This is a genomic window from Gordonia sp. L191, assembly GCF_030077625.1.
GTDB classification, from domain to species: domain Bacteria; phylum Actinomycetota; class Actinomycetes; order Mycobacteriales; family Mycobacteriaceae; genus Gordonia; species Gordonia polyisoprenivorans_A.
The window spans coordinates 2050440-2073337 of the sequence record NZ_CP125996.1 but is presented as its reverse complement, the minus strand read 5'-3'; the positions used below and the strand labels follow the sequence as shown (position 1 = coordinate 2073337).

General features: G+C 65.5%; 18 protein-coding genes, 1 tRNA gene and 1 pseudogene. 7 read left to right on the top strand and 13 right to left on the bottom strand.

From position 1 onward, the window contains the following. Window positions 1–24: 24 nt before the first annotated feature. Entirely contained in the window at window positions 25–636 is a 612-nt protein-coding gene (locus QNM97_RS09320; protein WP_283822489.1) for a TetR/AcrR family transcriptional regulator, read from the top strand. A gap of 19 nt (window positions 637–655) precedes the next feature. Here QNM97_RS09320 and QNM97_RS09315 read toward each other — a convergent pair whose 3' ends face one another. The 9 genes from QNM97_RS09315 to QNM97_RS09275 form a co-directional block, all read right to left on the bottom strand. Next, the gene (locus tag QNM97_RS09315) at window positions 656–1165 is read right to left on the bottom strand and encodes a hypothetical protein (RefSeq protein ID WP_283822488.1); all 510 of its coding nucleotides are present in this window, start codon (window positions 1163–1165) and stop codon (window positions 656–658) included. Between the two features lie 47 nt (window positions 1166–1212). Further along, window positions 1213–3954 carry a DNA polymerase I gene (polA, locus tag QNM97_RS09310; RefSeq protein WP_283822487.1) on the bottom strand — a complete coding sequence of 914 codons (2742 nt, stop codon included), beginning with the start codon at window positions 3952–3954 and terminating at the stop codon, window positions 1213–1215. A 72-nt stretch (window positions 3955–4026) separates the two neighbouring features. Beyond that, window positions 4027–4593 carry a GNAT family N-acetyltransferase gene (locus QNM97_RS09305; protein ID WP_208791505.1) on the bottom strand — a complete coding sequence of 189 codons (567 nt, stop codon included), beginning with the start codon at window positions 4591–4593 and terminating at the stop codon, window positions 4027–4029. Between the two features lie 39 nt (window positions 4594–4632). Next, on the bottom strand, window positions 4633–5361 hold the full coding sequence (locus QNM97_RS09300; RefSeq protein WP_283822486.1) for an ABC transporter ATP-binding protein: 729 nt from the start codon (window positions 5359–5361) through the stop codon (window positions 4633–4635). Window positions 5362–5443: 82 nt separating this feature from the next. Next, a complete protein-coding gene (locus tag QNM97_RS09295) occupies window positions 5444–6421 on the bottom strand; it encodes an ABC transporter ATP-binding protein (protein WP_244332096.1) in 978 nt (325 codons plus the stop codon). Beyond that, on the bottom strand, window positions 6418–7623 hold the full coding sequence (locus QNM97_RS09290) for a branched-chain amino acid ABC transporter permease (RefSeq protein ID WP_208791507.1): 1206 nt from the start codon (window positions 7621–7623) through the stop codon (window positions 6418–6420). The genes QNM97_RS09295 and QNM97_RS09290 overlap by 4 nt, the downstream gene beginning before the upstream one ends. Continuing rightward, window positions 7620–8666, bottom strand: a complete 1047-nt coding sequence (locus tag QNM97_RS09285; protein ID WP_283822485.1) for a branched-chain amino acid ABC transporter permease — start codon at window positions 8664–8666, stop codon at window positions 7620–7622. Before QNM97_RS09285 ends, QNM97_RS09290 begins: the two co-directional genes overlap by 4 nt. Window positions 8667–8754: 88 nt before the next feature. Continuing rightward, window positions 8755–9981, bottom strand: a complete 1227-nt coding sequence (locus QNM97_RS09280) for a branched-chain amino acid ABC transporter substrate-binding protein (RefSeq protein ID WP_283822484.1) — start codon at window positions 9979–9981, stop codon at window positions 8755–8757. Window positions 9982–10144: 163 nt separating this feature from the next. Next, window positions 10145–10771, bottom strand: coding sequence for an ANTAR domain-containing response regulator (locus tag QNM97_RS09275; RefSeq protein ID WP_079930031.1), 627 nt, complete (start codon window positions 10769–10771; stop codon window positions 10145–10147). 146 nt (window positions 10772–10917) lie between these two features. Here QNM97_RS09275 and QNM97_RS09270 point away from each other — a divergent pair. After that, window positions 10918–10994 (top strand) — tRNA-Leu (locus QNM97_RS09270). A gap of 999 nt (window positions 10995–11993) precedes the next feature. Here QNM97_RS09270 and QNM97_RS09265 read toward each other — a convergent pair. Together QNM97_RS09265 and QNM97_RS09260 are read right to left on the bottom strand one after the other, a co-directional pair. Continuing rightward, window positions 11994–12173, bottom strand: a complete 180-nt coding sequence (locus QNM97_RS09265; RefSeq protein ID WP_283822483.1) for a hypothetical protein — start codon at window positions 12171–12173, stop codon at window positions 11994–11996. 172 nt (window positions 12174–12345) lie between these two features. Beyond that, a pseudogene (locus tag QNM97_RS09260) lies at window positions 12346–13407 on the bottom strand (IS630 family transposase). A 698-nt stretch (window positions 13408–14105) separates the two neighbouring features. Here QNM97_RS09260 and QNM97_RS09255 point away from each other — a divergent pair. The 3 genes from QNM97_RS09255 to QNM97_RS09245 all read left to right on the top strand — a co-directional run bounded on the left by QNM97_RS09255 (window position 14106) and on the right by QNM97_RS09245 (window position 17447). Beyond that, window positions 14106–14795 carry a TetR/AcrR family transcriptional regulator gene (locus QNM97_RS09255; protein ID WP_283822482.1) on the top strand — a complete coding sequence of 230 codons (690 nt, stop codon included), beginning with the start codon at window positions 14106–14108 and terminating at the stop codon, window positions 14793–14795. Window positions 14796–14799: 4 nt separating this feature from the next. Continuing rightward, window positions 14800–16383 (top strand): protease-associated domain-containing protein, encoded by a 1584-nt coding sequence (locus tag QNM97_RS09250; protein WP_283822481.1) that lies wholly within the window; start codon window positions 14800–14802, stop codon window positions 16381–16383. 62 nt (window positions 16384–16445) lie between these two features. Further along, entirely contained in the window at window positions 16446–17447 is a 1002-nt protein-coding gene (locus tag QNM97_RS09245) for a poly(ethylene terephthalate) hydrolase family protein (protein WP_283822480.1), read from the top strand. Between the two features lie 40 nt (window positions 17448–17487). Here the strand turns inward: QNM97_RS09245 and QNM97_RS09240 are convergent, their stop codons facing one another. Then, window positions 17488–18126 (bottom strand): TetR/AcrR family transcriptional regulator, encoded by a 639-nt coding sequence (locus tag QNM97_RS09240; protein WP_283822479.1) that lies wholly within the window; start codon window positions 18124–18126, stop codon window positions 17488–17490. Further along, complete coding sequence (locus tag QNM97_RS09235; protein WP_283822478.1) at window positions 18123–19628, bottom strand: purine-cytosine permease family protein; 1506 nt, start codon at window positions 19626–19628, stop codon at window positions 18123–18125. Before QNM97_RS09235 ends, QNM97_RS09240 begins: the two co-directional genes overlap by 4 nt. Before the next feature lie 205 nt (window positions 19629–19833). On the opposite strand from QNM97_RS09235, the gene QNM97_RS09230 reads away from it, so the two are divergent. Together QNM97_RS09230 and QNM97_RS09225 are read left to right on the top strand one after the other, a co-directional pair. Continuing rightward, complete coding sequence (locus QNM97_RS09230; RefSeq protein ID WP_283822477.1) at window positions 19834–20865, top strand: agmatine deiminase family protein; 1032 nt, start codon at window positions 19834–19836, stop codon at window positions 20863–20865. Then, window positions 20865–22898, top strand: a complete 2034-nt coding sequence (locus QNM97_RS09225; RefSeq protein WP_283822476.1) for an amidase — start codon at window positions 20865–20867, stop codon at window positions 22896–22898. Before QNM97_RS09230 ends, QNM97_RS09225 begins: the two co-directional genes overlap by 1 nt.

Sequence of the window (22898 nt, the reverse complement as noted above, 5' to 3'; positions counted from 1 at the left end):
CGGGCGATGTCCTAGGCTGACGTCGTGCCCCGACCGACCTCGCCGCTCCTCGACCGCGACTCGATCGCTCGCGCCGCGCTCGCCGAGCTCGACGCGAAGGAGACCTTCACCATGCCCGGGCTGGCCAAACGGCTGGGTGTGGCGGTCTCCTCGCTCTATCACCACGTCTCCGGACGGGAAGAGGTACTCGAGCTCGTACGCGGCACCATCGCGGTGGCGATGGCCGACGACGTCGACTGGTCCGGCGGCTGGCGTGGAGCGGTCACCACGTGGGTACGGACCTACCGGGACGCTTTCGGAGCGCATCCGGCGCTGGTGCGAGCGCTCACCGGGCAGACGGTCGAAGCTCCGGCGATCCTGAACAGCTACGACCACCTCGCGCAGTGCCTCGTCGCGGCCGGATTCGCCGACACGGAGATCCTGCACCTCATCACGCTCCTCGACACCTTCGCGCTCGGCTCGGCACTCGACGCCGCGGCACCGGCGACGGTGTGGTCGGTCGAGTCCCTCGCCGCCGACAGTGCGCTCGCCAGAGCGGTCGCCGCCGCCCCGAGCGGACGCCAACGCGCCGATGCCGCCTTCGATTTCGGGCTCGGCCTGTTACTCGACGGGCTGGAACGCCGGCTGCTCCGGTAAATGCCTCGACGCACCCATGTCACTCGACGCGTTGCTTGACCACGCACGATCCGGAGTCGAAGTGCGCGCAGACGTCTTCGGCGTCGGTGCGTGAGCTGGTCGGGCGGGCCACCACGTAGCGACTGCCCGATCCGAGCATCTCACCGGGCAGGATCAACGAGCCATAGTGGTTGTCGCGGGCTTGTTCGGCCCGCCGATAGCTGCCGAACGCGCCGAACTGCGCGTACCAGACGGTGTCGGCGACCGGTGGGACCGGAAGCGATGGGGTCGGGGCGTCGCTCGCCTCGCTGTCCGCCGGTGTGGTGTCGTCGGTGGTGGTCTCGGTCGGTGTGGCCGACTCGGTCGTCGTCTGTGTCACCACGATCGTCGGAGTCGTCGATGCGGCGGCCGTACCTGAACCCCTATTCCACTGTCCCCCGGACAGTTTGAGGCCCACGATGACCGCAGCGACGACGATCAGGCCGACGACACAACCCACCACGACCGGAACCACCCACGGCGGTCGGGTCGGGCGTCGGTCGTCATACATGCGCTACTCGTGATCGTCGGTTGCTCATCATCGTCGGAGGGTGATCGTCAGTGCGCGGCGTCATCCCACGACCGGCCGTAGCCGACCGACACCTCCAACGGCACCGACAACGTGATGGCGTTGCCCATCTCCTCGCGGACCACGGTCTCGACCTGACCGCGTTCGCCGTCGGCGACCTCGATGACCAGTTCGTCGTGCACCTGAAGCAACATCCGCGAGCGCAACTCCTCGGCGGTGAGCCGCTTGTGGACGTTGATCATCGCGACCTTGATGATGTCGGCTGCGGTGCCCTGGATGGGCGCGTTGAGCGCCATGCGTTCGGCTGCCTGTCGGCGCTGCCAGTTGTCGCTGTTCAGATCGGGGAGATAGCGTCGGCGGCCGAACAACGTTGCGGTGTACTCGTTTCGGCGCGCCTCGGCGACGACATTGTGCAGGTAGTCACGGACCCCACCGAACCGGGCGAAGTAGGCCTCCATCTGTTCCTTGGCCTCGTCGCGGCTGATCCGCAACTGCGCTGCGAGCCCGAAAGCGCTGAGCCCGTAAGCAAGTCCGTACGACATGGCCTTGACGCGATGGCGCATCTCGGTGGTCACCTCGTCGATCGGCACGCCGAACGCGCGGGACCCGACGAAGTTGTGGAGATCCTCGCCGGTGTTGAACGCCTCGATCAGCCCTGCGTCCTCGGACAGGTGCGCCATGATGCGCATCTCGATCTGGCTGTAGTCGGCGGTCATCAGACAGTCGAACGGCGTCCCGTCCTCGGCGCGGCCGACGACGAAGCCATGACGGATCTCGCGGCCGGCCTCGGTGCGCACCGGGATGTTCTGGAGATTCGGTTCGGTCGACGACAGTCGTCCGGTGGCCGCGACGGTCTGGTTGAAGGTCGTGTGGATCCGGCCGTCGTCGGCGACGGATTTCAGCAGCCCATCGACGGTCACCTTCAGCCGGGTGGCATCGCGATGCTCGAGCAGATGCGCGAGGAACGGATGCTCGGTCTTCTCGTACAACGTCTGCAGGGCGTCGGCGTCGGTGGTGTAGCCGGTCTTGGTCTTCTTGGTCTTGGGCATCTCGAGCTTGTCGAACAGCACCGTCTGCAGCTGTTTGGGCGACCCGAGATTGATCTGCTCCCCGATGACCTCGTAGGCCGCTTCTGCGGCGGCGCGGATGCGCTCGGAGAAGCCTTCCTCCAGGGTGCCGAAGTGATCGACGTCGACCGCGATGCCTGCGGCCTCCAGATCCGACAGGACGAACAGCAGCGGCAGTTCCATGTCGGTCAGCAGGGGCCGCGAGTCGATGCGATCGAGTTCGGTGTCGAGGGTGTCGGCGAGTTCGGCGACCGCACGCGCCTCGAGCATGTGCTGCTCGGCCTGCTGGGCCAACCCACCGTCCTCGTCGAGCAGCGAGAGCTGATCGTTTCCTGCGCCGTCGTCGGCGCGCAGCTCTCGACGCAGGTAACGCAAGGCCAGATCGTCGAGGTTGAACGAGCGTTGGCCGGGGCGCACCAGATAGGCGGCCAGCGCGGTGTCGCTGGTGACGCCGCGCAGCGTCCAACCGCGGGAGCGCAGCGCGTGGATCGCCCACTTGGTCTCATGCAGGGCCTTGGGCGTGTCCGGGTCGGCCAGCCAGCCACCGAGGGCCTTCTCGTCGGCCGGATCGAGCTGGGTGATGTCGACATATGCCGACACACCGTCCGCGGCGGCCAGGGCGATCCCGGTGATGTCGGCACCGACGACGGTATGTGGCGCGGTCACGGTCAGCCCGGTGCGCCCGGTGCGTGCGTGATCGTCGAGCCAGCCTGCGATCTGTCCGGCCGCCAGCACCGAACCGTCGAGATCGAAGCCCGCCTCCGCCTCCGGCTCGACCGAGCTGAGCGTGGAGAACAACCGATCCCTCAGCACCCGGAACTCGAGGTCGTCGAACAACTGGTGGATGCGGTCACGGTCCCAGCCGACCCGGGCCAGATCGTCAGGCCCGGCAGGCAGTTGCATGTCGCGAATGAGTTCGGTGAGTTGACGATTCGTCTGTACCGACGCGAGATTGGCCCGCAACGCGTCGCCGACCTTGCCCTTGACCTGATCGACGTGATCGACGAGAGAGGCCAGTGAACCGTATTCGCGAATCCACTTCGATGCCGTTTTCTCCCCCACGCCCGGGATACCCGGGAGGTTGTCGCTCGGATCGCCGCGCAGCGCCGCGTAGTCGGGGTACTGCGACGGCGTCAGCCCGTACTTCTTCTCGACCTCTTCCGGGGTGAATCGGGTCAGGTCGGAGACACCCTTGCGCGGGTAGAGGACGGTCACCGAATCGTCGACCAGCTGCAGCGAGTCACGGTCACCGGTGACGACGAGGACCTTGAAGCCCTGTGCCTCGGCCTGGGTGGCGAGCGTGGCGATGATGTCATCGGCCTCGTAGCCGTCGATGGCGAACACCTGGATTCCGAGCGCATCGAGGACTTCCTTGGTGACGTCGACCTGACCGTTGAACTCGTCCGGCGACTTCGACCGCTGCGCCTTGTACTCCGGGTACATCTCCGAGCGGAAGGTCTTCCGGGAGACGTCGAACGCTGCGGCGATGTGCGTCGGCTCCTCGTCGCGCAGCAGGTTGATGAGCATCGAGGTGAAGCCGTACACCGCATTGGTGTGCTGACCGGTCTCGGTCTTGAAGTTCTCGGCCGGTAACGCGAAGAACGCCCGGTAGGCCAGAGAATGCCCGTCGAGGAGCATCAGCGTCGGCTGGGTGCTGGCCTTGGTCTTGCCGCGGGTGGCGGTCGAACTCTGTGCGGGACTCACCCGGACGAGTCTAGTGGCGACCCCTGACAGACCTTCGCCGCCCGCAACCACCGGCCGAACCCGTCGAGGCGGTCATCCCTTGCGGAACATCGGCCACACCGACGGGCCGCCGGGAAGCCGTACCTCGCGCACCACCTCGAACCCGAAGCGCTCGTACAGCGGGATGTTGGCGACGTTGGAACTCTCGAGGTACGCCGGTCCGTCGACGCGTGCGATCCCGGCCTCGAGCAGGGCGGTGCCGATGCCCTCACCATGCCGGATCGCGCCGAGCTGCCCGAGGTACCAGTGCGGTTCCTCGGGTCGCAGCCTCGCGAAGGTCGACTCGACCACCGCACCGCGGCGAATTCCCGTCCGTAGCGAGCGGACGAACCCGGGAAGCGCACGGATCTCGTCAAGACGCGACACCCGGTACCCCGGCGGATCCCACACTGCGACGCCGACCGGCTCCCCGGCACGTATCGCGAGGTCCGGTGCCACGCCGCTGCGGTGCGTCCACCGGACCAGGGTGCGGAACATCTGCACGTCGCCGCGCGGATCCGGCGTGATCCACCGGGTGACCGGATCATCGGCAAAAGCTTGCGCCAGAAGCGAACTGGTCACATCGAGATCGCGAGTGGGAACAATCGTCGTGTCGGCCATATCCCCGACTCTACGTGCGAGGCCGAGAACGAACCGACCTCAGGCGACGCCGAGGTAGGCCTCGCGCACGGCGTCATCGACGAGCAGATCCTTACCTGCCCCCTCCTTGGTGATCGACCCGGTTTCGAGGATGTAGCCGCGATCAGATCGGCTCAGTGCCTGCTGCGCATTCTGTTCGACCAGCAGGATCGTGGTGCCCTCGCTGTTGATCTGTGCAATGATCCGGAAGATCTGCTGGATCACCATGGGCGCCAGCCCCATCGACGGCTCGTCGAGCAGGAGCAGCTTCGGTCGCGCCATCAGCGCACGCCCGATGGCCAGCATCTGCTGCTCACCACCGGACATCGTTCCGCCGAACTGTTTTCGGCGTTCACCGAGCCGGGGAAACACCTCGAACACATGCTCCAGGGCCTCGTTGTAGGCCGTCTTGTTCTCGAATTTCCGCCCGTAACAACCCATGTCGAGGTTCTCGAGGACCGTCATCCCCGGGAAGATGCGTCGACCCTCCGGCACCTGGATGATGCCGCGTTTGACCCGCTCATGCGGTGCGAGGCGGGTGATCGACTCTCCGTTGAAGCGGATGTCGCCCCGCGTCAACTTGTTCAGCCCGGAGATCCCGCGCATCGTCGTCGACTTGCCCGCACCGTTGGCACCGAGCAGCGTCACCAGTTCGCCCGCCTCGACCCGCAACGAGATGCCGTGCAGCGCCTGGATGCGTCCGTAGTGGATGACGACGTCGGCAAGTTCGAGAACCGGCGGTACCGACAACGATGTCCCTGACGCCGACTGCTCCGACTCTCGCGGTTCCGACTCTCGTGCTGCTGACTCTCGTGCTGCAAACTCGTGCGGCTCAGACATGTTCGTCGATCTGGTCATCGGGTACCCCCAGGTAGGCGGCGATCACCGCCGGATTGTCGCGGACGTCTTTGGGTGCCCCCTCGGCGATCTTGCGGCCGAACTCGAGCACCACGATCCGGTCGGTGACGCCCATGACCAGTCGCATGTCGTGTTCGATGAGCAGGATGGTGTACCCGTCCTGTCGGATCTTTTCGATCAGGCCCATCAGTGCGGTCTTCTCGCTGGGGTTGAAGCCGGCGGCCGGCTCGTCGAGACACAGGAGTTTCGGTTCGGTGGCCAGTGCTCGCGCGATCTCGAGTCGACGCTGATCGCCGTAGGGCAGGTTGGATGCCTTCTCCGCGGCACGCGGACCGATCCCGACGAACTCGAGCAGCGCCATCCCGCGATCCACGGCATCACGCTCTTCCCGGTAATGCCGGGGCGTCCGCAGGATGCCGCCGAACACCGAGGTCTTGTGGCGCGCATCGGTGCCCACGCAGACGTTCTCCAGCGCCGTCATCTCTCCCCAGAGCCGGACGTTCTGGAAGGTGCGGGCAATACCTCGGCGAGTGATCTTGTGCTGCTTGAGCTTTCCCAGCGGCGCATTGTCGAAGGTGACCGTGCCGCGGGTGGGCCGATACACCCCGGTGATCGCGTTGAAGCAGGTCGTCTTGCCCGCTCCGTTCGGTCCGATGAGGCCGAGGATCTCACCGCGGCGGATCTCGAAACTGACGTCGTCCAGGGCGGCCAACCCGCCGAATTCGACGGTCAGTCCCTCCACCTTGAGCAGGGTTTCACCCTCGTCCACCGCGATGTCGCGTTGCGGTGCAACGGCTTCGGCGACCGCTGCAGGATCGGCCAGATCCGGGTCGATGTCGGCCGGATTGACCAGGGTGGTCGCCTCGGGGTCGGCGCGCACCTCGGCGATCTGCTTGGTGAGGTCCGGTGCACCGGATGCCGGGTTCGGCTCGTCGGGCGTGCGGTGACTCATGCGGCCGCCTCCTCGCTCGACGGCGCCGGTTTGGGGGTGCGTCGGATCGCGGCGTACACCTGGCGTCCGAACGTGATCAGTCGGGCGCGTGCCGGGAACAGACCCTGTGGACGGAAGATCATGAGCGTCACGAGGGCGATCCCGAAGAACAGATACTTGTACTCGCTCAACGCTTCTCCGCCCACCGAGATGCCCTGCACGCGGGCGGGTAGGTAGATGATGATGAACGCACCGGCGATCACGCCGAGCTTGTTGCCCTGGCCGCCGAGTACCACAGCACACAGGAACAGCATCGAATTGATGACGGTGAATGCCGTGGGGTCGACGTACTGCACCTGCCCGGCGTAGAACGCCCCGGACAGACCGCCGATCCCGGCACCGATGACGAACGCCCACAGTTTGTACTTGAAGGTCGGTACACCCATGATCTCGGCGGCGTCCTCGTCCTCGCGAATGGCCACCCAGGAGCGACCGACCCGGCTGCGTTCGAGGTTGCCGATGACGATGAGCACGATGATCACCGCGACGATGCCGAACCAGTACCACCACACGCCGTAGTTGAGCGACGAGGTGTTGTTGGCGGTGGAAAACACACCGCCGGGGCTGTCGGCGGACCGGCCGATCTCCGGGTAGAGCACGCTCTGCAAGCCGGTGGCGCCGTTGGTGACGTCGGTGAGGTTGTCGGCGAGCAACCGCACGATCTCACCGAAGCCGAGGGTCACGATCGCGAGGTAGTCGCCGCGCACGCGCAGGGTCGGGGTACCCAGGATGACACCGGTGATACCGGTGATGATGATCGCGAGCGGCACACACGCCAGCCATGCCCACGGGCCGGAGAAGAATCCGTGGTCGGTGCTGCCCCACAACGGGCTCGACGGGCTGGTCATCAAAGCGACGACGTAGGCGCCGACGGCGTAGAACCCGACGTAGCCGAGGTCGAGGAGACCGGTCTGCCCGACCACGACGTTGAGGCCGATGGCGATCAGGGCGGTCATCGCGAAGGTCGCCATCACCACCCCGAAGTTGGTGGCGGTTGTGGTGATCAGCGGTGGATTGATGACGGGAAGCAGCGCGATCAGGATGATCAGCGGAACCCCGACGAGCCACTGCATGACCCGCGGTAAGCCGTCCCACCAGGTGCGGATGGCATCGCCCAGTCCATGACGTTCCGGCGACGTGAGCAGTGTCGGTGCTGTCGTCATACCCTCGCCTTTCCGAGTTTCTCTCCCAGGATGCCCGTCGGACGGAACATGAGCACCAGGATCAGCAAGGCGAAGGCCACCACGTCCTTCCACTGGTTGCCGAACACCACCGACCCGTAGTTCTCCATCACGCCGAGCAACAGACCACCGAGGAGCGCACCGCGCACGTTGCCGATGCCACCGAGCACCGCCGCGCAGAACGCCTTGATGCCCAGGATGAATCCACCGTTGAAGATGATCCCGTTCGGCACGCGCAAGGTGTAGAGCAGAGCTGCGGCGCCGGCGAGCAGGCCACCGATCAAGAAGGTGATCAGGATGATTCGCTCCCGCGAGACCCCCATGAGCAGTGCGGCATCGGGGTCTTGGGCCACCGACCGGATGCCGCGCCCCAGCCGTGTCTTGTTGATCATGAAATCGGTGCCGAGTGCCAGCACGATCGCCGACAGGATGATCACCATCGTGAGGTTGGTGACCGGCGCACCGAAGATGGTGAACTCTTCGACGGCCTGGGCCAACCGGATCGTCGGCTGCGCGCTCGATCCGCCGAGCGGCGGGTCCACCGGCACCTTGGGCAGCACGTAATGCACGAACTCCTGGAGCACGAACGACATGCCGATGGCGGTGATGAGGAACGCCAGCGGCTTGGCATTGCGACGTCGTAGTGGTCGATAGGCGACGAACTCCAGTCCGACGGCGGCACCGCCGGCCACGACCATGCCGCACAGTCCCGCGAGCGCGAGATACACCACGGTCATCAGCGTGCCCTCGGCGTAGACATTGCCCGACGGACTGAAACCCATGATGAGCAGTCCGATGTAGGTGCCGAACATACCGAGCATGAACACCTCGGAATGCGCGAAGTTGATCAGTCTCAATACGCCGTAGACCAGTGTGTAACCCACCGCGACAAGCGCATACACCGATCCATAGGTCAATCCCTCGATGGTCAGACCCCAGAAACCGTCGACGAGCGAGTGGACGTCGAAGCCGATGGTCGACGCCACGTCGGTGGTCGTCTGGGCCGCCGCGAAGAGCGTGCTCACGTTTCCTCCCCTTCAGCCAGATGAGAGCAGCAACATGCGGTGCGCCCGGACCACCGGACGGTGGCCGGGCGCACCGGATGTGTAGGACTTACTTGACCTCGTAGACCCAGATCAGCGACGAGGAGAGCTCGCCGTCCGGTGTCCACGAGTACGGGCCGGCCAATCCCTGGCCCTTGTAGGTCCGGATGAACTCCAGCAGCTTCGGACGCGTCGTGTTGCCCTCTTCGATGCCCTTCATCATGATCGACGCGATGTCGTAGGCCTGCACCGAGTAGACGCCGGATGCCTGGTTGAACGCCGCCTGGTACTCCTTGGCCAGCGTTGCCGGCGCCGGACCACACGGGCATGACAGGTAGGCACCCTTGGCCGAATCTCCGGCCTGGGCAACGAACTGCGGATCGTTCGTGCCGTCACCGGAGGCGAAGGTCACGTTCGGTGCGGCCGACTTCAACTGCTGAGCCAGCGGAGCCGCCTCGGCGTAGTACCCGGCGTAGAACACGGCGTCGGGACTTGCCGCGGTCACCTTCGAGATGATCGCGGAGAAGTCGCGCTCACCGGTCTTGACGTTGCCCGAGCAGTCCGAGTCGGCAGCCGAGCCGAGCGACTTGGTGACCACCGATGCCAGACCGACGCCGTAGGCACTGTCGTCCTCGATGACACAGACCTTCTTCTTGCCCAGGGTGTTGGTCAGGTACTTGCCGACCGCCGCGCCCTGCGCGTCGTCATTGGCCAGACCGCGGAAGAAGGTCTTCCAGCCGTTCTGCGTCAGTGCGGCATTGGTGGCCGAGGCGGTGACCGACACCAGACCGGCCTGATTGAAGATGCCGCCGGTGGCCTTGGTCTCACCCGAGAACGCCGGGCCGATCAGGCCGATGATGGAGCTGTCATTGGTGATCTGCGGGGCGACCTGGGTGGCCTTCTGCGGGTCTCCCTCGGTGTCGAAGCGCTTCAAGGTGATCTTGCAGTCGGGGTTCGCCTTGTTGTGCTGATCGACGGCCAGCTGCGCACCGTTGACGATGTTGATACCGAGTGCCGCGTTGGCGCCGGTGAGGGCGCCGGCCATGGCGATGGTCGACGGATCACACTTGGCGCCGCCGGGCTGGGCCGGGTTCAGGGCCGCCGATTCCGCGGCCGGCGGGACCTCTTTGCCCTCGGTGTTGATCTGATTGAGAGCGGCGATCGTCAAACCCGAATTGCTTGCCGACGAGCCACTCGCACCGGACCCAGAATCAGTGGACTTACTACTACACGCCGAGACTGCGAGGATTCCCATCAGTGTCACCGCGATCGCTGCGGTCGCCATTCGACGTCGCATACTTGTTGCCTCTCATCCGCCCGCCCGGCGTCGCCGGGAGATCTACCCCGTAGATCCTGAGAGGAACATAGACCCGACGACCGACCTGCGCGGGGTAACTGAGCGAAACCGCGCAGATCGGCATCGAGCTTGTTTCAGAGATTTAACGAACGACCCGTCGAGGTCACTCTTGCGGGCCGAGTGTCTCCACCACGACCTGCGCCACGGCCTTCATCGTGGTACGGCGATCCATCGCCGCGCGCTGAATCCACTTGAACGCCTCAGGTTCCGACAGCGACTGCTTTTCCATCAACAAACCCTTGGCCCGCTCGACGAGTTTGCGGGTCTCGAGACGCTCGGTCATCGACGCGACCTCTTTCTCGAGTTCGCGAAGTTCTTGATACCGACTCACCGCCACCTCGATGGCTGGCACGAGATCGGCCTTGGTGAAGGGCTTCACCAGATAGGCCATCGCTCCGGCCTCGCGGGCCTTCTCGATGAAGTCGCGCTGACTGAACGCCGTGAGCATGACCACCGGGGCCAGCCGCTTGCTTGCGATCTCGCCGGCCGCATCGATTCCGTCCCGGACGGGCATCTTGATGTCCATGATCACCAGATCGGGCGCGAGCTGTTCGGTCAGCTCGACGGCCGCCTGACCATTGGGTGCCTCACCGACGACGTCGTAGCCCTCTTCGCGCAACATCTCGATGAGGTCCATCCGGATGAGCGAGTCGTCCTCGGCCACGAGAACCTTGTGGCCCACCTGCGCTCCGTCCGGCGTCACCGGCGCACTGTCCACCACTGTCACCATCCCCTCCTCCACGTCGAGCGATCGACCTGCGTGAACACCCAGGCCACGCCCGTCGCGCACGACGGACGATGAGGGGAAGCGTACCGGTTGGATTGCTACTCGGCCGATCTACTAGACTCGTCTTTCGCAGCTCGACGCAGTTGCATGCCCTCGTAGCCCAATTGGCAGAGGCAACGGATTCAAAACCCGTCCAGTGTGAGTTCGAGTCTCACCGAGGGCACCACGAAACCCCCTGTTCAGCAGGGTGGGGCACCCCCCCCGTTTGCCGGACATCGGTTAAGCGGTTTCGGTAGCCGCCTGGTCAATCAGGTTGTGCTCGAATATTTCCGGGTCAAGCTAGCCCAGCGAGCTGTGTCGTCTCCTGCGGTTGTGCACCCGATCCGTCCAGTGGGACACCGCAGTGATGGCCCGCAGGTGAGCGATCAGGAGCCTCCGACATTTCCAGTGCGATTCACGCCCCCTACGTGCCCCGAACAAACTCCCCATGCGTGACGGCGAGAAGCCGCCTTCTCCCAGGCCGAACGACCAGCAAGGAAGATCACGAACACGGACAAACTCCCCGGACAAGAGCCTCACGAATCGCCACACGCGGATTGGTCATGCCGCACCTCGCCCCCCTTCCTCCGCAGCGCACGTGCCGCACCCAGAGTCTGACGACAACCGTTATCAACTAAGCGAGGTCACCGCCGGCAGCAGATAATGTCCGGCACCAATTTCGGCGTTGGTCATCCAGGTGGGTGTCGAAAAGCGCAGGCCAAAGTCCCGTACCGATCATCCGTGGGAGACAGCGATTCACCCGTAATCGGGCGCGGCGATTCGGCCGTGAGCCGCCGACGACACGCGCCACGGGCAACGTGCGTACAAGTCCGCCCACGTACGCACCGGCCCCTCAGTTGGTACATGAAGCTCCACGCAGCCTGCAGGCTGGCCCCGCGTCGCCCAGTCGGCTGCCACCGTCGACACCCATAGATCGATCGCGGCGTTCACAACGCGACGCGACACAACACTGTTGCTGTGCACAGCAACAGTGGCCAACACGTCGGCCGAAGCCGATGAGGACGCCAGCAGCTTTGTGTCCGCGTTGTTCAGCCGGATTGACCAAGAGTCATAACTTGTCGTCGGCTCCGCTGACGCCCTCGTGGGCTGGGCAGCCACCACACACGCGACCATTACCAACAGCATGACCTTCAGCATCGCGCGCATGAACACTCCCCGATCCACATCAGCAAACAGACAAATTGACGGTAACGAAGGTATGGTCGACGTAGCGGACAATGTGACGTACGCAACCGTCGATTGCGCCACTTGCATCTTTGCCATCACGCATCTGTGATGCACGATTGAATACATGAACATCGACGTCATCCTCGACCTCATCGATCACATCGATCACATCGATCACATCGATAGTCGACTCATAGCAGTCTCGACGTGTCCGCGATGACCGCCAGCTTCGCTCGAAGATTCGCAGCATTCCTCGCCGCCGTGCCGCCGCACGGCGCCTTCACCGGATTCCTCAGCATGCCCGAATAGGTCAACGCCATCACCATCTGCATAGCGTGCGGAACCGGCATCTAGTGTTGCGCGTCTGAAGTTGGTTTGCGTTTCGCGTGGGCGAGGACTTCGTCGGCGGGTTTGGTCCACACAAACGGGTGACAGCAATCGTTCCACCCGTCGATAAAGGCGCGGATCATGGCGACGAGTTCTCGAACCGAATCGAAGGAGCCGCGCCGGATCGCCTGGCGAGTGATGATGCCGAAGAACACCTCGACCAGATTCGGCCACGAACCCGACGTCGGCGTGAAATGCATTGTTACTCTCGGGTTCTTGGCGAGCCAAGCGTCTATGTCAGCGTGCTTGTGGATGTGGTAGTCGTCGCACAGGATGTGCAGTGGGCGACGCGGATACGCCTTGGCGACGGTCTTCATGAAATCGAGAAACTCGGCCTTGCCGTGCTGGTCGTAACACTGGTCGACCACCGCGCCGGTCGCGACCCCCAACGCCGCGAACAACGTCGTCGTGCCGTTGCGCTTGTAGTCGTGGGTGGCCTTTTCCGGCAGACCCGGCCGCATCGGCAAGATCAGCTGTGTGCGGTTGAGCGCCTGGATCTGGCTCTTCTCATCCACACAGCACCACCGCATTCGTGGGCGGATTCAGATACACCCGATCACATCGACGACCTTGGCCTCCAACTCGGGATCGGTGGAGAACTTGAACGTCTCCCGCCGCCACGGCTTGAACCCGTAGCGTCGCCACGCGCAGGCTACCGTCGCGTCCCCGATCCCCGACTGGGTCGCCAACAACCGTGTCGACCAGTGCGTGACAGCCAACCGCTGCGGCGGGGGTTCCAGTGTCACAGAGATAATTTCAGCGTCGTCGATCGTCTTGGGCCGTCCGCTACTCGGCTCGTCGCGCAGCCCATCCACCCCGCACTCGATGAACCGATCACGCCACTTGATCACCGTGGGACGCGACACCGACAACTGCCTCGCCGTGGCCGAGGTGCCGTTGCCCGAAGCCACCGACAACACGATCCGGGCACGCTCGACCAGGCCCGCACTCGCCGTTGACGAACGAGTCCATGACTCCAGAACCGCACGCGAATCACCACCGAGAACCAACCCCGAAGTGGCCATACGGAAATTTTCCCACCCCACCGCATGTAAATGAATTAACGACGCGCGACAGTAGAGAGGCTCCGACACAGCCCGCACACCATCACTGCAACCCTCATCGCGTTCGCCATCGCCGCCGTGATCACCGCATCCACCGTCCCCGAGCCGGCAAAGTCATGGATCACACCCGGTCTCATCGGCGTTGTCTGCGGGCTCGGGGTCGGCCGCCACTACGCCGCTCAATGGAAACAGACCCTGGACAGGCTGGCCAGGGATGCGGAGTCGTCGATGACCGACCCTGAAACGACACCGCCTCCCCACTCCTAGTGATTCGGAGACTTTCATCATGATGCCCGAACGACTCGACCTCGAAACCGGTTGCGCGTCTGCCTCATTCATCGTCGAACTGCGACCGAACAGGGGATCATCGGCTGGAGAACGCCCGGCAATCAGACAACCGACCCGCGCATAGGCCCCGATCCGCGCCCTCGACCACAGACCCGTCGGCGACCTCGACCGACGACTGGAATTGTCGCGCTTTTCTCACGCCGACGCACGCCGCCGACCGGCGCCAATGCTGCCATTGACCGGTGTATGAATCACATCTCCCTGCCTCCGGCGGTTGACCCACGACACATCACTGTGCTGTTGTGTACGTGCGGGTACACAACAGCACCACTCCTCCACATCGGCGCGGAGGGGGTCGATGTGGAGGCGTGATGAGCAAGTCGTCGGAGGGCATACCCCGCGTGCGCGCGGGCGTCTTCTTCACCTCGACGCCACCGATTCCACGTGGCCCACACGGTCTCGATCGCACCGTGGTGACCAGTGCCCACCGCGAACGCCTGCTCATCGCCATGACCGAACTTGTCGCCGCGCAGGGCTACCGAAACACCCGGGTCGCCGACATCGCCTCACGCGCTGCTGTCTCGAAATCGACCTTCTACGAGTCGTTTCCGAACAAGGATGCCTGCGCGAACGCCGGATACAACCGGTTCATCGATGTGCTGATCACCGCGCTGGCCGGACGGCTGCGTGACGCGCCCAACGGCAGCGAGGTCGCTGCGGTGCTCGACGGGTACCTCGACACCCTCGCCAACGATCTGGTGGTCGCCCGGGCATACCAATGCGAGTTGGAGGACGCCGGTGTGATCGACCGACCCCGCCGGCGCGACGCACTCCTACGACTGGCCGAGCTGTTGCGGTTGGAGCAGATGCGGCGGGCCGAGCACGATCCGACCCTCAACGCCGAACTCCCGGTGGCCGCGTTCCTGGGGGCGATCTACGCAACGCGACAGCTCGCCTCCGACGAGCTCTCGTCGACGACCGAGCCCGATCTCCGCGCACTCTCGGCCGAACTCAAGGACTGGCTGGTTGCGGGCTTTCGCCGCATCCCCGAAGAAGGGTGAACTGATGAACGACGTGGCTTCCGGTGGACGGATCAACCGACGCCGAGCACTGACTCTGGCCGGCACAGCCGGCGCGGCCGCACTGGTCGCCGGACGGTCGACGGCGTCGGCCGCACCGACGTCGCGCGGGCCGGCCGACCGCAACGAACTGTGGCGCGGCCTGGTGGAAATGAACCAGTTGGGCCCACGCCTGACCGGCAACGCCGCACACCGGGAATTCATCGACTCCCTCGAAAGCCGTCTGAAGTCATACGGAATCACCACCTTTCGCGATCGCACGCGGTTCGATCGGTGGGAGGCGAAGAGCTTCGGCCTCCGCCTCGAGGGTCGGCCACAGCCGGTGGCCGCCTACGTCCCGTACTCCGGTTCCACCCCACCGGGCGGCATCAGCGGCGAATTGGTCTACCTCGGCACCAGCGCGCCCTCGGCAACCTCACCGGATCTGCGCGACAAGATCGTCGTCACCGACGCGATCTCCCCGGAGGTACCGGTGCGACTGGCCCGCCCCCTGCTGCAGTACCTCAATGACCCGCGTCGCACGGTCAAGGACTCCGACGCGGTGAGCCTCCTCGCGCTGAGTATGTGCCTTCCACTGACCACGTTCCGTCTCGCCGGAGCTCGTGCTGTGGTCCTCGTACTCGACGCCTCCCCGACCAACGCCGCAGGCCAATACGTCCCGTTCTTGTTGCCGCTGGCCGGAATTCCCGGCGTCATCGTCGATCGCGACACCGGTCGACGGATGCGGACGGCTGCCCAGCAACGCCGCCGGGCCACCGTCACACTGCTGGCCGAGGTCGAACACAACGCGGCCACCGACGACCTCATCGCGGTGATCCCGGGCACCGGACCGGAGATCAGCCTCGTCAACACCCACACCGACGGGCCCAACGCGATCGAAGAAAACGGTCCGATCGCCCTGCTCGCCCTGGCGCGCAGGATGTCTCAGATACCCAAGAGCTCCCGGCGACGAACCCACGTGTTCCTCTTCTCCACCGGACACATGACCTCACACGTCGGCGACACCCAGCGTTTCATCGGCAACCACCCGGACTGGATCCGGCGGACGGCATCAGCGCTGACCATCGAACATCTCGGTGGTATGCAGTGGGTCGACGGCCCCGACGGATACCGCCCCACCGGTCTGACCGACCTGATGCCGATCCTGACATCGCAGAACCCGAGCCTCTGGGCGGTGACGCGACAAGCGATCCTCGCGACCGGCTCGGAGCGCACCGGCATCCTCCCCGCCGTCGCCAACACCGGGATGGCCGGTGTGGGAGTGTCGTTGAACGCCATCGGTGTTCCGACGGTCGCCCTCCTCGGCAGCCCGCCCTACCTGGTCTCCTCCGCCGACAACGGCCATCTGGACAAACTCGATCCCGATCACTTCCACCGTCAGGTCACGCTCAGCGACGCAATCCTCACCCGACTCGACGCGACCCCCCGCTCCGAACTCGCCCTCGGCGGCACACTGCTGCAAGGCGGTGGTCAGCTCTTCCCCGAGGCTGTCGGTATCGGCTGGCAGGCCGCGCGCCAGTTCCTCGGCTTCGCCGGGCTCCTGGGCGCAAACAACTCCGGAGGTCACTGATGAACCCGACAACTCACCCATCATCCGTGCGGTCCCCGCGCTCTCGCCGACACCGCTGTGCCGTGGCTGCGAGTTATGTTCTGGCGGTGCTGATCACCGTCTCGGCGATGGGATTCGGCGTCGGCGGCGCTCGAGCACAACCCGACGCACGGGCCACCGAAACACTGAACTCGTTCGGGACGACGGCCGGCCCGTACACGGTGGCCAAGACCATCGATGTTCATGCGTGCACGTCGCTCTACGGCATGGTCGCCAATGGCCTCATGCACGGATTGCAAAACAGCTACTCGGACCTCCGTTGTTCCACTGCGTTTCCCAACGGCCTCGACAACCCCGCCGGAGTTGCGCTGTACTACCCCAAGGGATCGCCCCCACGGGGCGAGAAGTTTCCGGTTCTGCTGTGGACCGGCGGAATCCTGTCCGATCCGGGCATGTACGACTCATTTGCCGAGCGCGTCGCCAGCAAGGGCTACGTCGTCGCGATCTCCTACGACTACGTGAACTCGTTCGGGTGGTTGCCGTTGCTCGCGGCCTCGACCGTCGCCCGTGCCGACCACGATCGCCACTCGGCTCTGCGAGGCAGGGTGGACCTGAGTCGGGTGGTGGTCGGCGGACACTCGGCCGGTGGTGCCGCCACCCAGCAGGCAGTGAGCCTGCCATCGTCGGTGTGGCGCGGTATCGATCCCGCGATCCGCATACGGGGCGCTGTACCCGTGGAGCCCGGCCCCGTCGCACTCGGGTCACTGTTGAGGGTGCCCACGCTCTACCTGTCGGGATACAACGACATCATCGTGCCGCACTATCTGTGGGTCATGTGGACCCAGTACTCGACAGCCGCGCAGGTTCCGGCATATCTCGCGTGCTTCGAGGGTACCAATCACCTGACTCCCGTTGATGATCCGGACCACAACTATCTCCTGCGCCCGGTGATGGCATGGCTCGACTACACACTCAAACACGACGCGCGGGCAGCCCAGTTGTTCACCGGACAGTCCTGGCAACTGCCTCGGGCCGCAGGCGTCAAGTACGCAATTCGTAACGCGCGCGCCACAGCGGTGCGGTGAACCTCGCCCCACGAGGAGGTTCGACTCCATTCCCGGGCCGTCACTCCTCGGTGCGTAAGGTGCCGTGGGCGAGGTTCAGCTCGTTCTCCAGCGCTCGCCGCACGAGTCGACCACGGTCGGGCGTACCGGCGTAGTGCACCAAGGCGTGCGCGTTGACACCGTCGACCATGCCGAGGAACTGCCATGCCACATCCGCCGGCTCATCGGTGGTGAACTCCCCCGATGCGACGCCCTCCTCGATCACCCCGACCACCAGCGTCTGCCAGGTGTCCATCACGGCGCGCACCGCGGCGGCGAGTGAGTCGTTGGTGCGGCCAAGACTGAAGGCATCGGCCCACACCGTGGTCACGTCGTCCCGCGAGGGCTCGAGCAGTGTCGCGACGAGTCGACGGAGCTTGTCGGTGGCGGATGGCGCCTCGGCAAGCATGTCGGCGATCTCGTCGACCTCGGCGGTGGTCACGGTGGTGAAGGTGGCGGCGACGAGCTCGTCCATACTCGGCTCGTAGTGGGCCACGAGCGCCGGGGCGACACCGATCCGGGCCGCCACCGACCGTAAGGTCAGCACGGGGAGTCCGTCACTACGGGCGAGTTCACATGCAGCCGAACGGATCTCCTCCGCGCGCTCCTCCGGCGACTTGCGCGCGGCGCGCGGGCGGACCGCACTCGACGACCTGCTCATGCGGGCTCCGGTCCGGCCGGAGTCGCCAAGGCGGGGGCGTCGAGAACCTCCATACGCTGTCGCGACATCATCACCAGTCCAAGGTAGATGATGGCCGCCACCACGCCCGACCCGATCGCGCTGGGGTCGATGCCCCCGAAGATGCCGGCGAGGGGACCCGAGTACAGATCCGTCTGCACACTCAGCAGCCCGAAGGCCGAACCTCCAACCCACGCCGCGACCGCTGCCGGATTCCAGCCGCGGACGAACCAATACCGTCCGCCACGGCGTCCATGAGCGAATGCCTGCAGGTCATACGGGTCATAGGTGCGGGTGCGCAGCGCGCCGACGACCATGACGACAGCCCAAGGTGTGGCCACCGCGTTGACCACCACCGTCGCGGCGGTGATCGCATCGACGGCGTCAAGGACGAACACACCGACGTAGAGCAAGGCGACCGACACCGCGGCTGCGAGCGCCGTGGTGTGGACGCGCTTGAGCCGGGGGAAGAAGGTCTCCAGGTCGAGTCCCGTCGCGTAGATGCACATCACGCCCTGACCGAAACCACCCGCAATCGACACGATCAGGATCGGGATCAGAAACCAGAACGGCGACGACGACACCAGGTCGGCCATGAACTCCCCCGAGTTGACCGTCATCGCCGATCCCGTGAAGGCGCCCAGGACCGCGGGCAGCAGGGTGCCGAACATCAAGCCGGCGAACAATGCCCACCGGATCGACGAATCACTGTGGCGTTTGATCGAGATCCGCCTGGTGTAGTCGCCGATGATCGGCGCGTAGGAGATCGGTCCGGCGGTGGCGAGCACCGTCGAGAGCACCATCGTCGACCAGTAGCCGCCGACCGCGAAATGTCCGGTGGCGCTGTGCACATCGAAGGTCGGCGCGAAGGCCACGAACCCGAGCAGAAAGACCGCCGCGGCCACGGGTACGAGGAACTTCTGCATGGCCACGATGGTGGCGTGGCCGAACAGTGCGACGGCCACGATCACGACCGAGACCACCGCGTACCCCACCCCCAGCATGACGGGGTTCTGCGGCAGACCCACCAGGCGATGCGCTGCTGCCACGAGAGCGTCGCCGCTGGTCCATACGGTGATGGCGGCGAAGACGATGGCGATCACCAGCGAGAGCGCCGATCCGATGAGGCGGCCCCGGATGCCGAAGAAGGCCCCGCTGGAAACGGTCATGTTGGTTCCGGTACGCGGCGAGACGCCGGCCAGCGGCAGCACGACGACGGTCCCGATGAGCGTGCCGACGACGGTCGAGATCACAGCTCCCCAGAAGTCGAGTCCGAGTTGGATCGAGACCCAGCCGAAGACGGCGATCGTCCAGCCCAGGTTGCCGCCGGCGAAGACGGCGAACACGTTGCGGGGGTTGGAGTCTCGCTGACTCTCCGGCAGGAAGTCGACGCCGGACTCCTCGATCCTCCCGACCCGGTCGGTCGGGTCCGCGATCACCTCGGCGCCGTCGGGTTGGTCGGGCTCGGATGGTGCAGGCGTCATGGCGGCGCTCCTCGGCTGGTTCGATCCGCGACCCGATCGGGTCGGGGTGTGACAGCGATCATGGATCTTGTTGATCACGCAGTCAATAGCTATTGATCATCCCATCAATATTTTCCGGAAACCCTTGACGCACGCAGCGAGCACCGCCTACCCTCGACAGTTATTGACCACTAGATCAATATCGGACCAGCAAGGGGAACATCAAGTGTCGTGGACCATGCCTGCCGAGACCGCTCGGCATGACCGTGTGTGGATGGCCTTCCCGAGGCCCAACACCACCCTCGCCGAGAGCGCTGCGGACGCCGAAACCGCCTATACCGCTTGGAGTACGGTGGCCAACACGGTCTCCGATTTCGAGCCGGTGACGGTGGTCGTGGACCCCACGGAGGTGGCCCGCGCACGCGCGATGCTCACCGCATCCATCGACATCATCGAGGCCGAACTCGACGACGCCTGGATGCGTGACATCGGTCCGACCTTCGTCACCGACGGTGCGGGACACCTCGCCGCCGTGGACTGGACCTTCAACGGCTGGGGCGCCCAGGAGTGGGCCGAGTGGGACAACGACCGTCGCATCGGCCACGTCGTCGCCGAGGCCGCGGGCGTGCCGGTCATCAGTTCGATGCTCGTCCAGGAAGGCGGCGCGATCCACGTCGACGGCGTGGGCACCGTCCTGGTCACCGAAACCGTGCAGCTCGATCCCGGGCGAAACCCGTACGCGACCAAAGAGACCGTCGAGGCCGAACTCGCCCGCACGATCGGCGCACAGAAGGTGATCTGGCTGCCACGCGGCCTGACCCGCGACTACGAGCGCTTCGGCACCCGCGGGCACGTCGACATGGTGGCGACCATCCCCTCCCCCGGCACGCTGCTCCTGCACGAGCAGCCCGACCCCGAGCACCCCGACCACGTCGTGATGCGCGAGCTCCGGGACTTCCTCGCCGGGACCACCGACGCCGCGGGACGCCACTGGGACATCGTCGACCTGCCCGCCCCCGACGCGATTCGCGACGAGACCGGATTTGTCGACTACAGCTACATCAACCATCTCGTCGTCAATGACGGCGTGATCGCCTGCGGCTATGGCGAACCCGCCGCCGACGAGCGCGCCGCCGAGATCCTCGCTTCGGTGTACCCCGGACGTCGTGTCGTCACCATCGACGCGCGGGAGATCCTGGCGCGTGGCGGCGGAATCCACTGCATCACCCAGCAACAGCCGACCGTCGGGAATCTGTGATGACCAGCCGTCCGGAGAACACTCCCCGTACACAGACCCCGCCGTTGGTGGAGTCGTCGATCGCCGAGCTGAGTGCGGCACTCGCGCAGGGCCGGGTGACCGCCGTCGAACTCGTCGCCGCCTACCTCAACCGCATCGCGTACTACGATCGCCACGGCACCGCGCTCAACGCGATCCCCGTGCTCAATCCGGCGATGTTCGCCGAGGCCCGCGCCTCCGACGAACGGCGTTCTCGCGGTGAGACACTCGGCCCGTTCGACGGGATTCCCTACACCGCCAAGGACAGCTACCGCGTTGCGGGGTTGTCGGTGGCTGCAGGTTCTCCGGCGTTCGAGAACCTGATCGCAGGTGACGACGCCTTCACCATCGAGCGACTGCGCGCGGCCGGAGCTATCTGTGTGGGTCTGACCAACATGCCGCCGATGGCCAACGGAGGCATGCAGCGCGGCGTCTACGGCCGGGCCGAAAGTCCTTACAACGGTGACTATCTCGCGGCGGCGTACTTATCGGGGTCGTCGAACGGATCGGGCGTGTCGACCGCGGCGAGCATGGCCGCCTTCGGCCTCGGAGAGGAAACCTGGTCGAGTGGGCGATCTCCGGCGTCCAACAACGCGCTGGCCGCCTACACCCCCTCCCGGGGTGTCATCTCGGTGCGCGGTAACTGGCCCTTGACCCCGACCATGGACGTGGTGGTGCCGCACACCCGAACGATGGACGACATGCTGGCGCTGCTCGACGTGCTGGTCGACGACGATCCGCACACCCGCGGCGACTTCTGGCGGACCCAGCCGTGGGTGAGCCTACCCGCCGCCTCCGCGGTTCGGCCTGACTCCTACCTCGACCTACGAGACGACGACGCGTTGCGCGGCAAACGTTTCGGTGTGCCACGCATCATTCTCGGCCAGGATGATCAGGCTGGGTGGCCGATCACGCCGCGGCCGTCGGTGCTGGAGCTGTGGGAGCGCGCCCGCGCCGACCTCGAGGCCGCCGGCGCCACGGTGGTCGACGTCGACTTCCCGGCGCTGACCAATTACGAACTCGACCGTCCCGGCGCACAAGACGGCTATGCCCGGGGCATCCTGCCTGCAGGTTTCTTCGACGCCGAGATGTGGGATCTCACCACCTGGGCGTGGGACGACTTCTTGCAGGCCACCGGCGATCCGGATCTGCAACGCCTCGAAGAGGTCAAGGGCGAGCTGATCTTTCCGCTACCCGACGGCGCCATCCCTGACCCGCTCGACGGCTACTACGCACGCTACAACCTCGACATCGGCGAGTACCCGCACCGCGCGGCGCAGGGCATCACACCGCCGGCCGACACCCCCGACCTCGCCGACGGCGTGCGCGGCCTGGAAGAACTGCGCCGCATCGACTTCGAGGACTGGCTCGACGAACTGGGGCTCGAAGCACTGGTGTTTCCGTCGGCTCTCGACGTCGGGGCCGCCGATGCCGACACCAACCCGCAGGCCCACGATCGCGCCATGGCCAACGGGGTGTGGGTGTCGACGGGCAACACCATGATCAGGCATTACGGCATTCCGACGGTCAACGTCACCATGGGGACGATGACCGACATCGGCATGCCGGTGAATCTGACCTTCGCCGGCCGCGCCTACACCGACAACGCACTCCTGGCCTACGGGTGGGCCTTCGAACATCGGACCCGTCGGCGCACGGCGCCACCGCGAACCCCCGAACTGCCTGCCCTCACCCGACCGGGAACAGTCGCCGCCGGTGCCGCCCCCGAACTCACGGTGACGGCCTCGGCTCGCGGCGACGGCGACGTCACCGTCATCGAGGTCACCGGCAGCACCGATGCCCCGATGCTGCAGGTGTTCGTCGACGGCTCGGCGGTCGCGGTCGACCGCGACGACCAGTCATTCACGGCGACAACGCATGTGCCGACCGCCGAGCTGCGCCGAACCCACTCGTCATGGCGTGACCCCTATGGTGCGCTGGTCCTGGTGGTCGCGACGGCCGAGCACGGGGCAACCACCGCCGACTACCGAATCGTCGACGAACCGGCCGGCTGA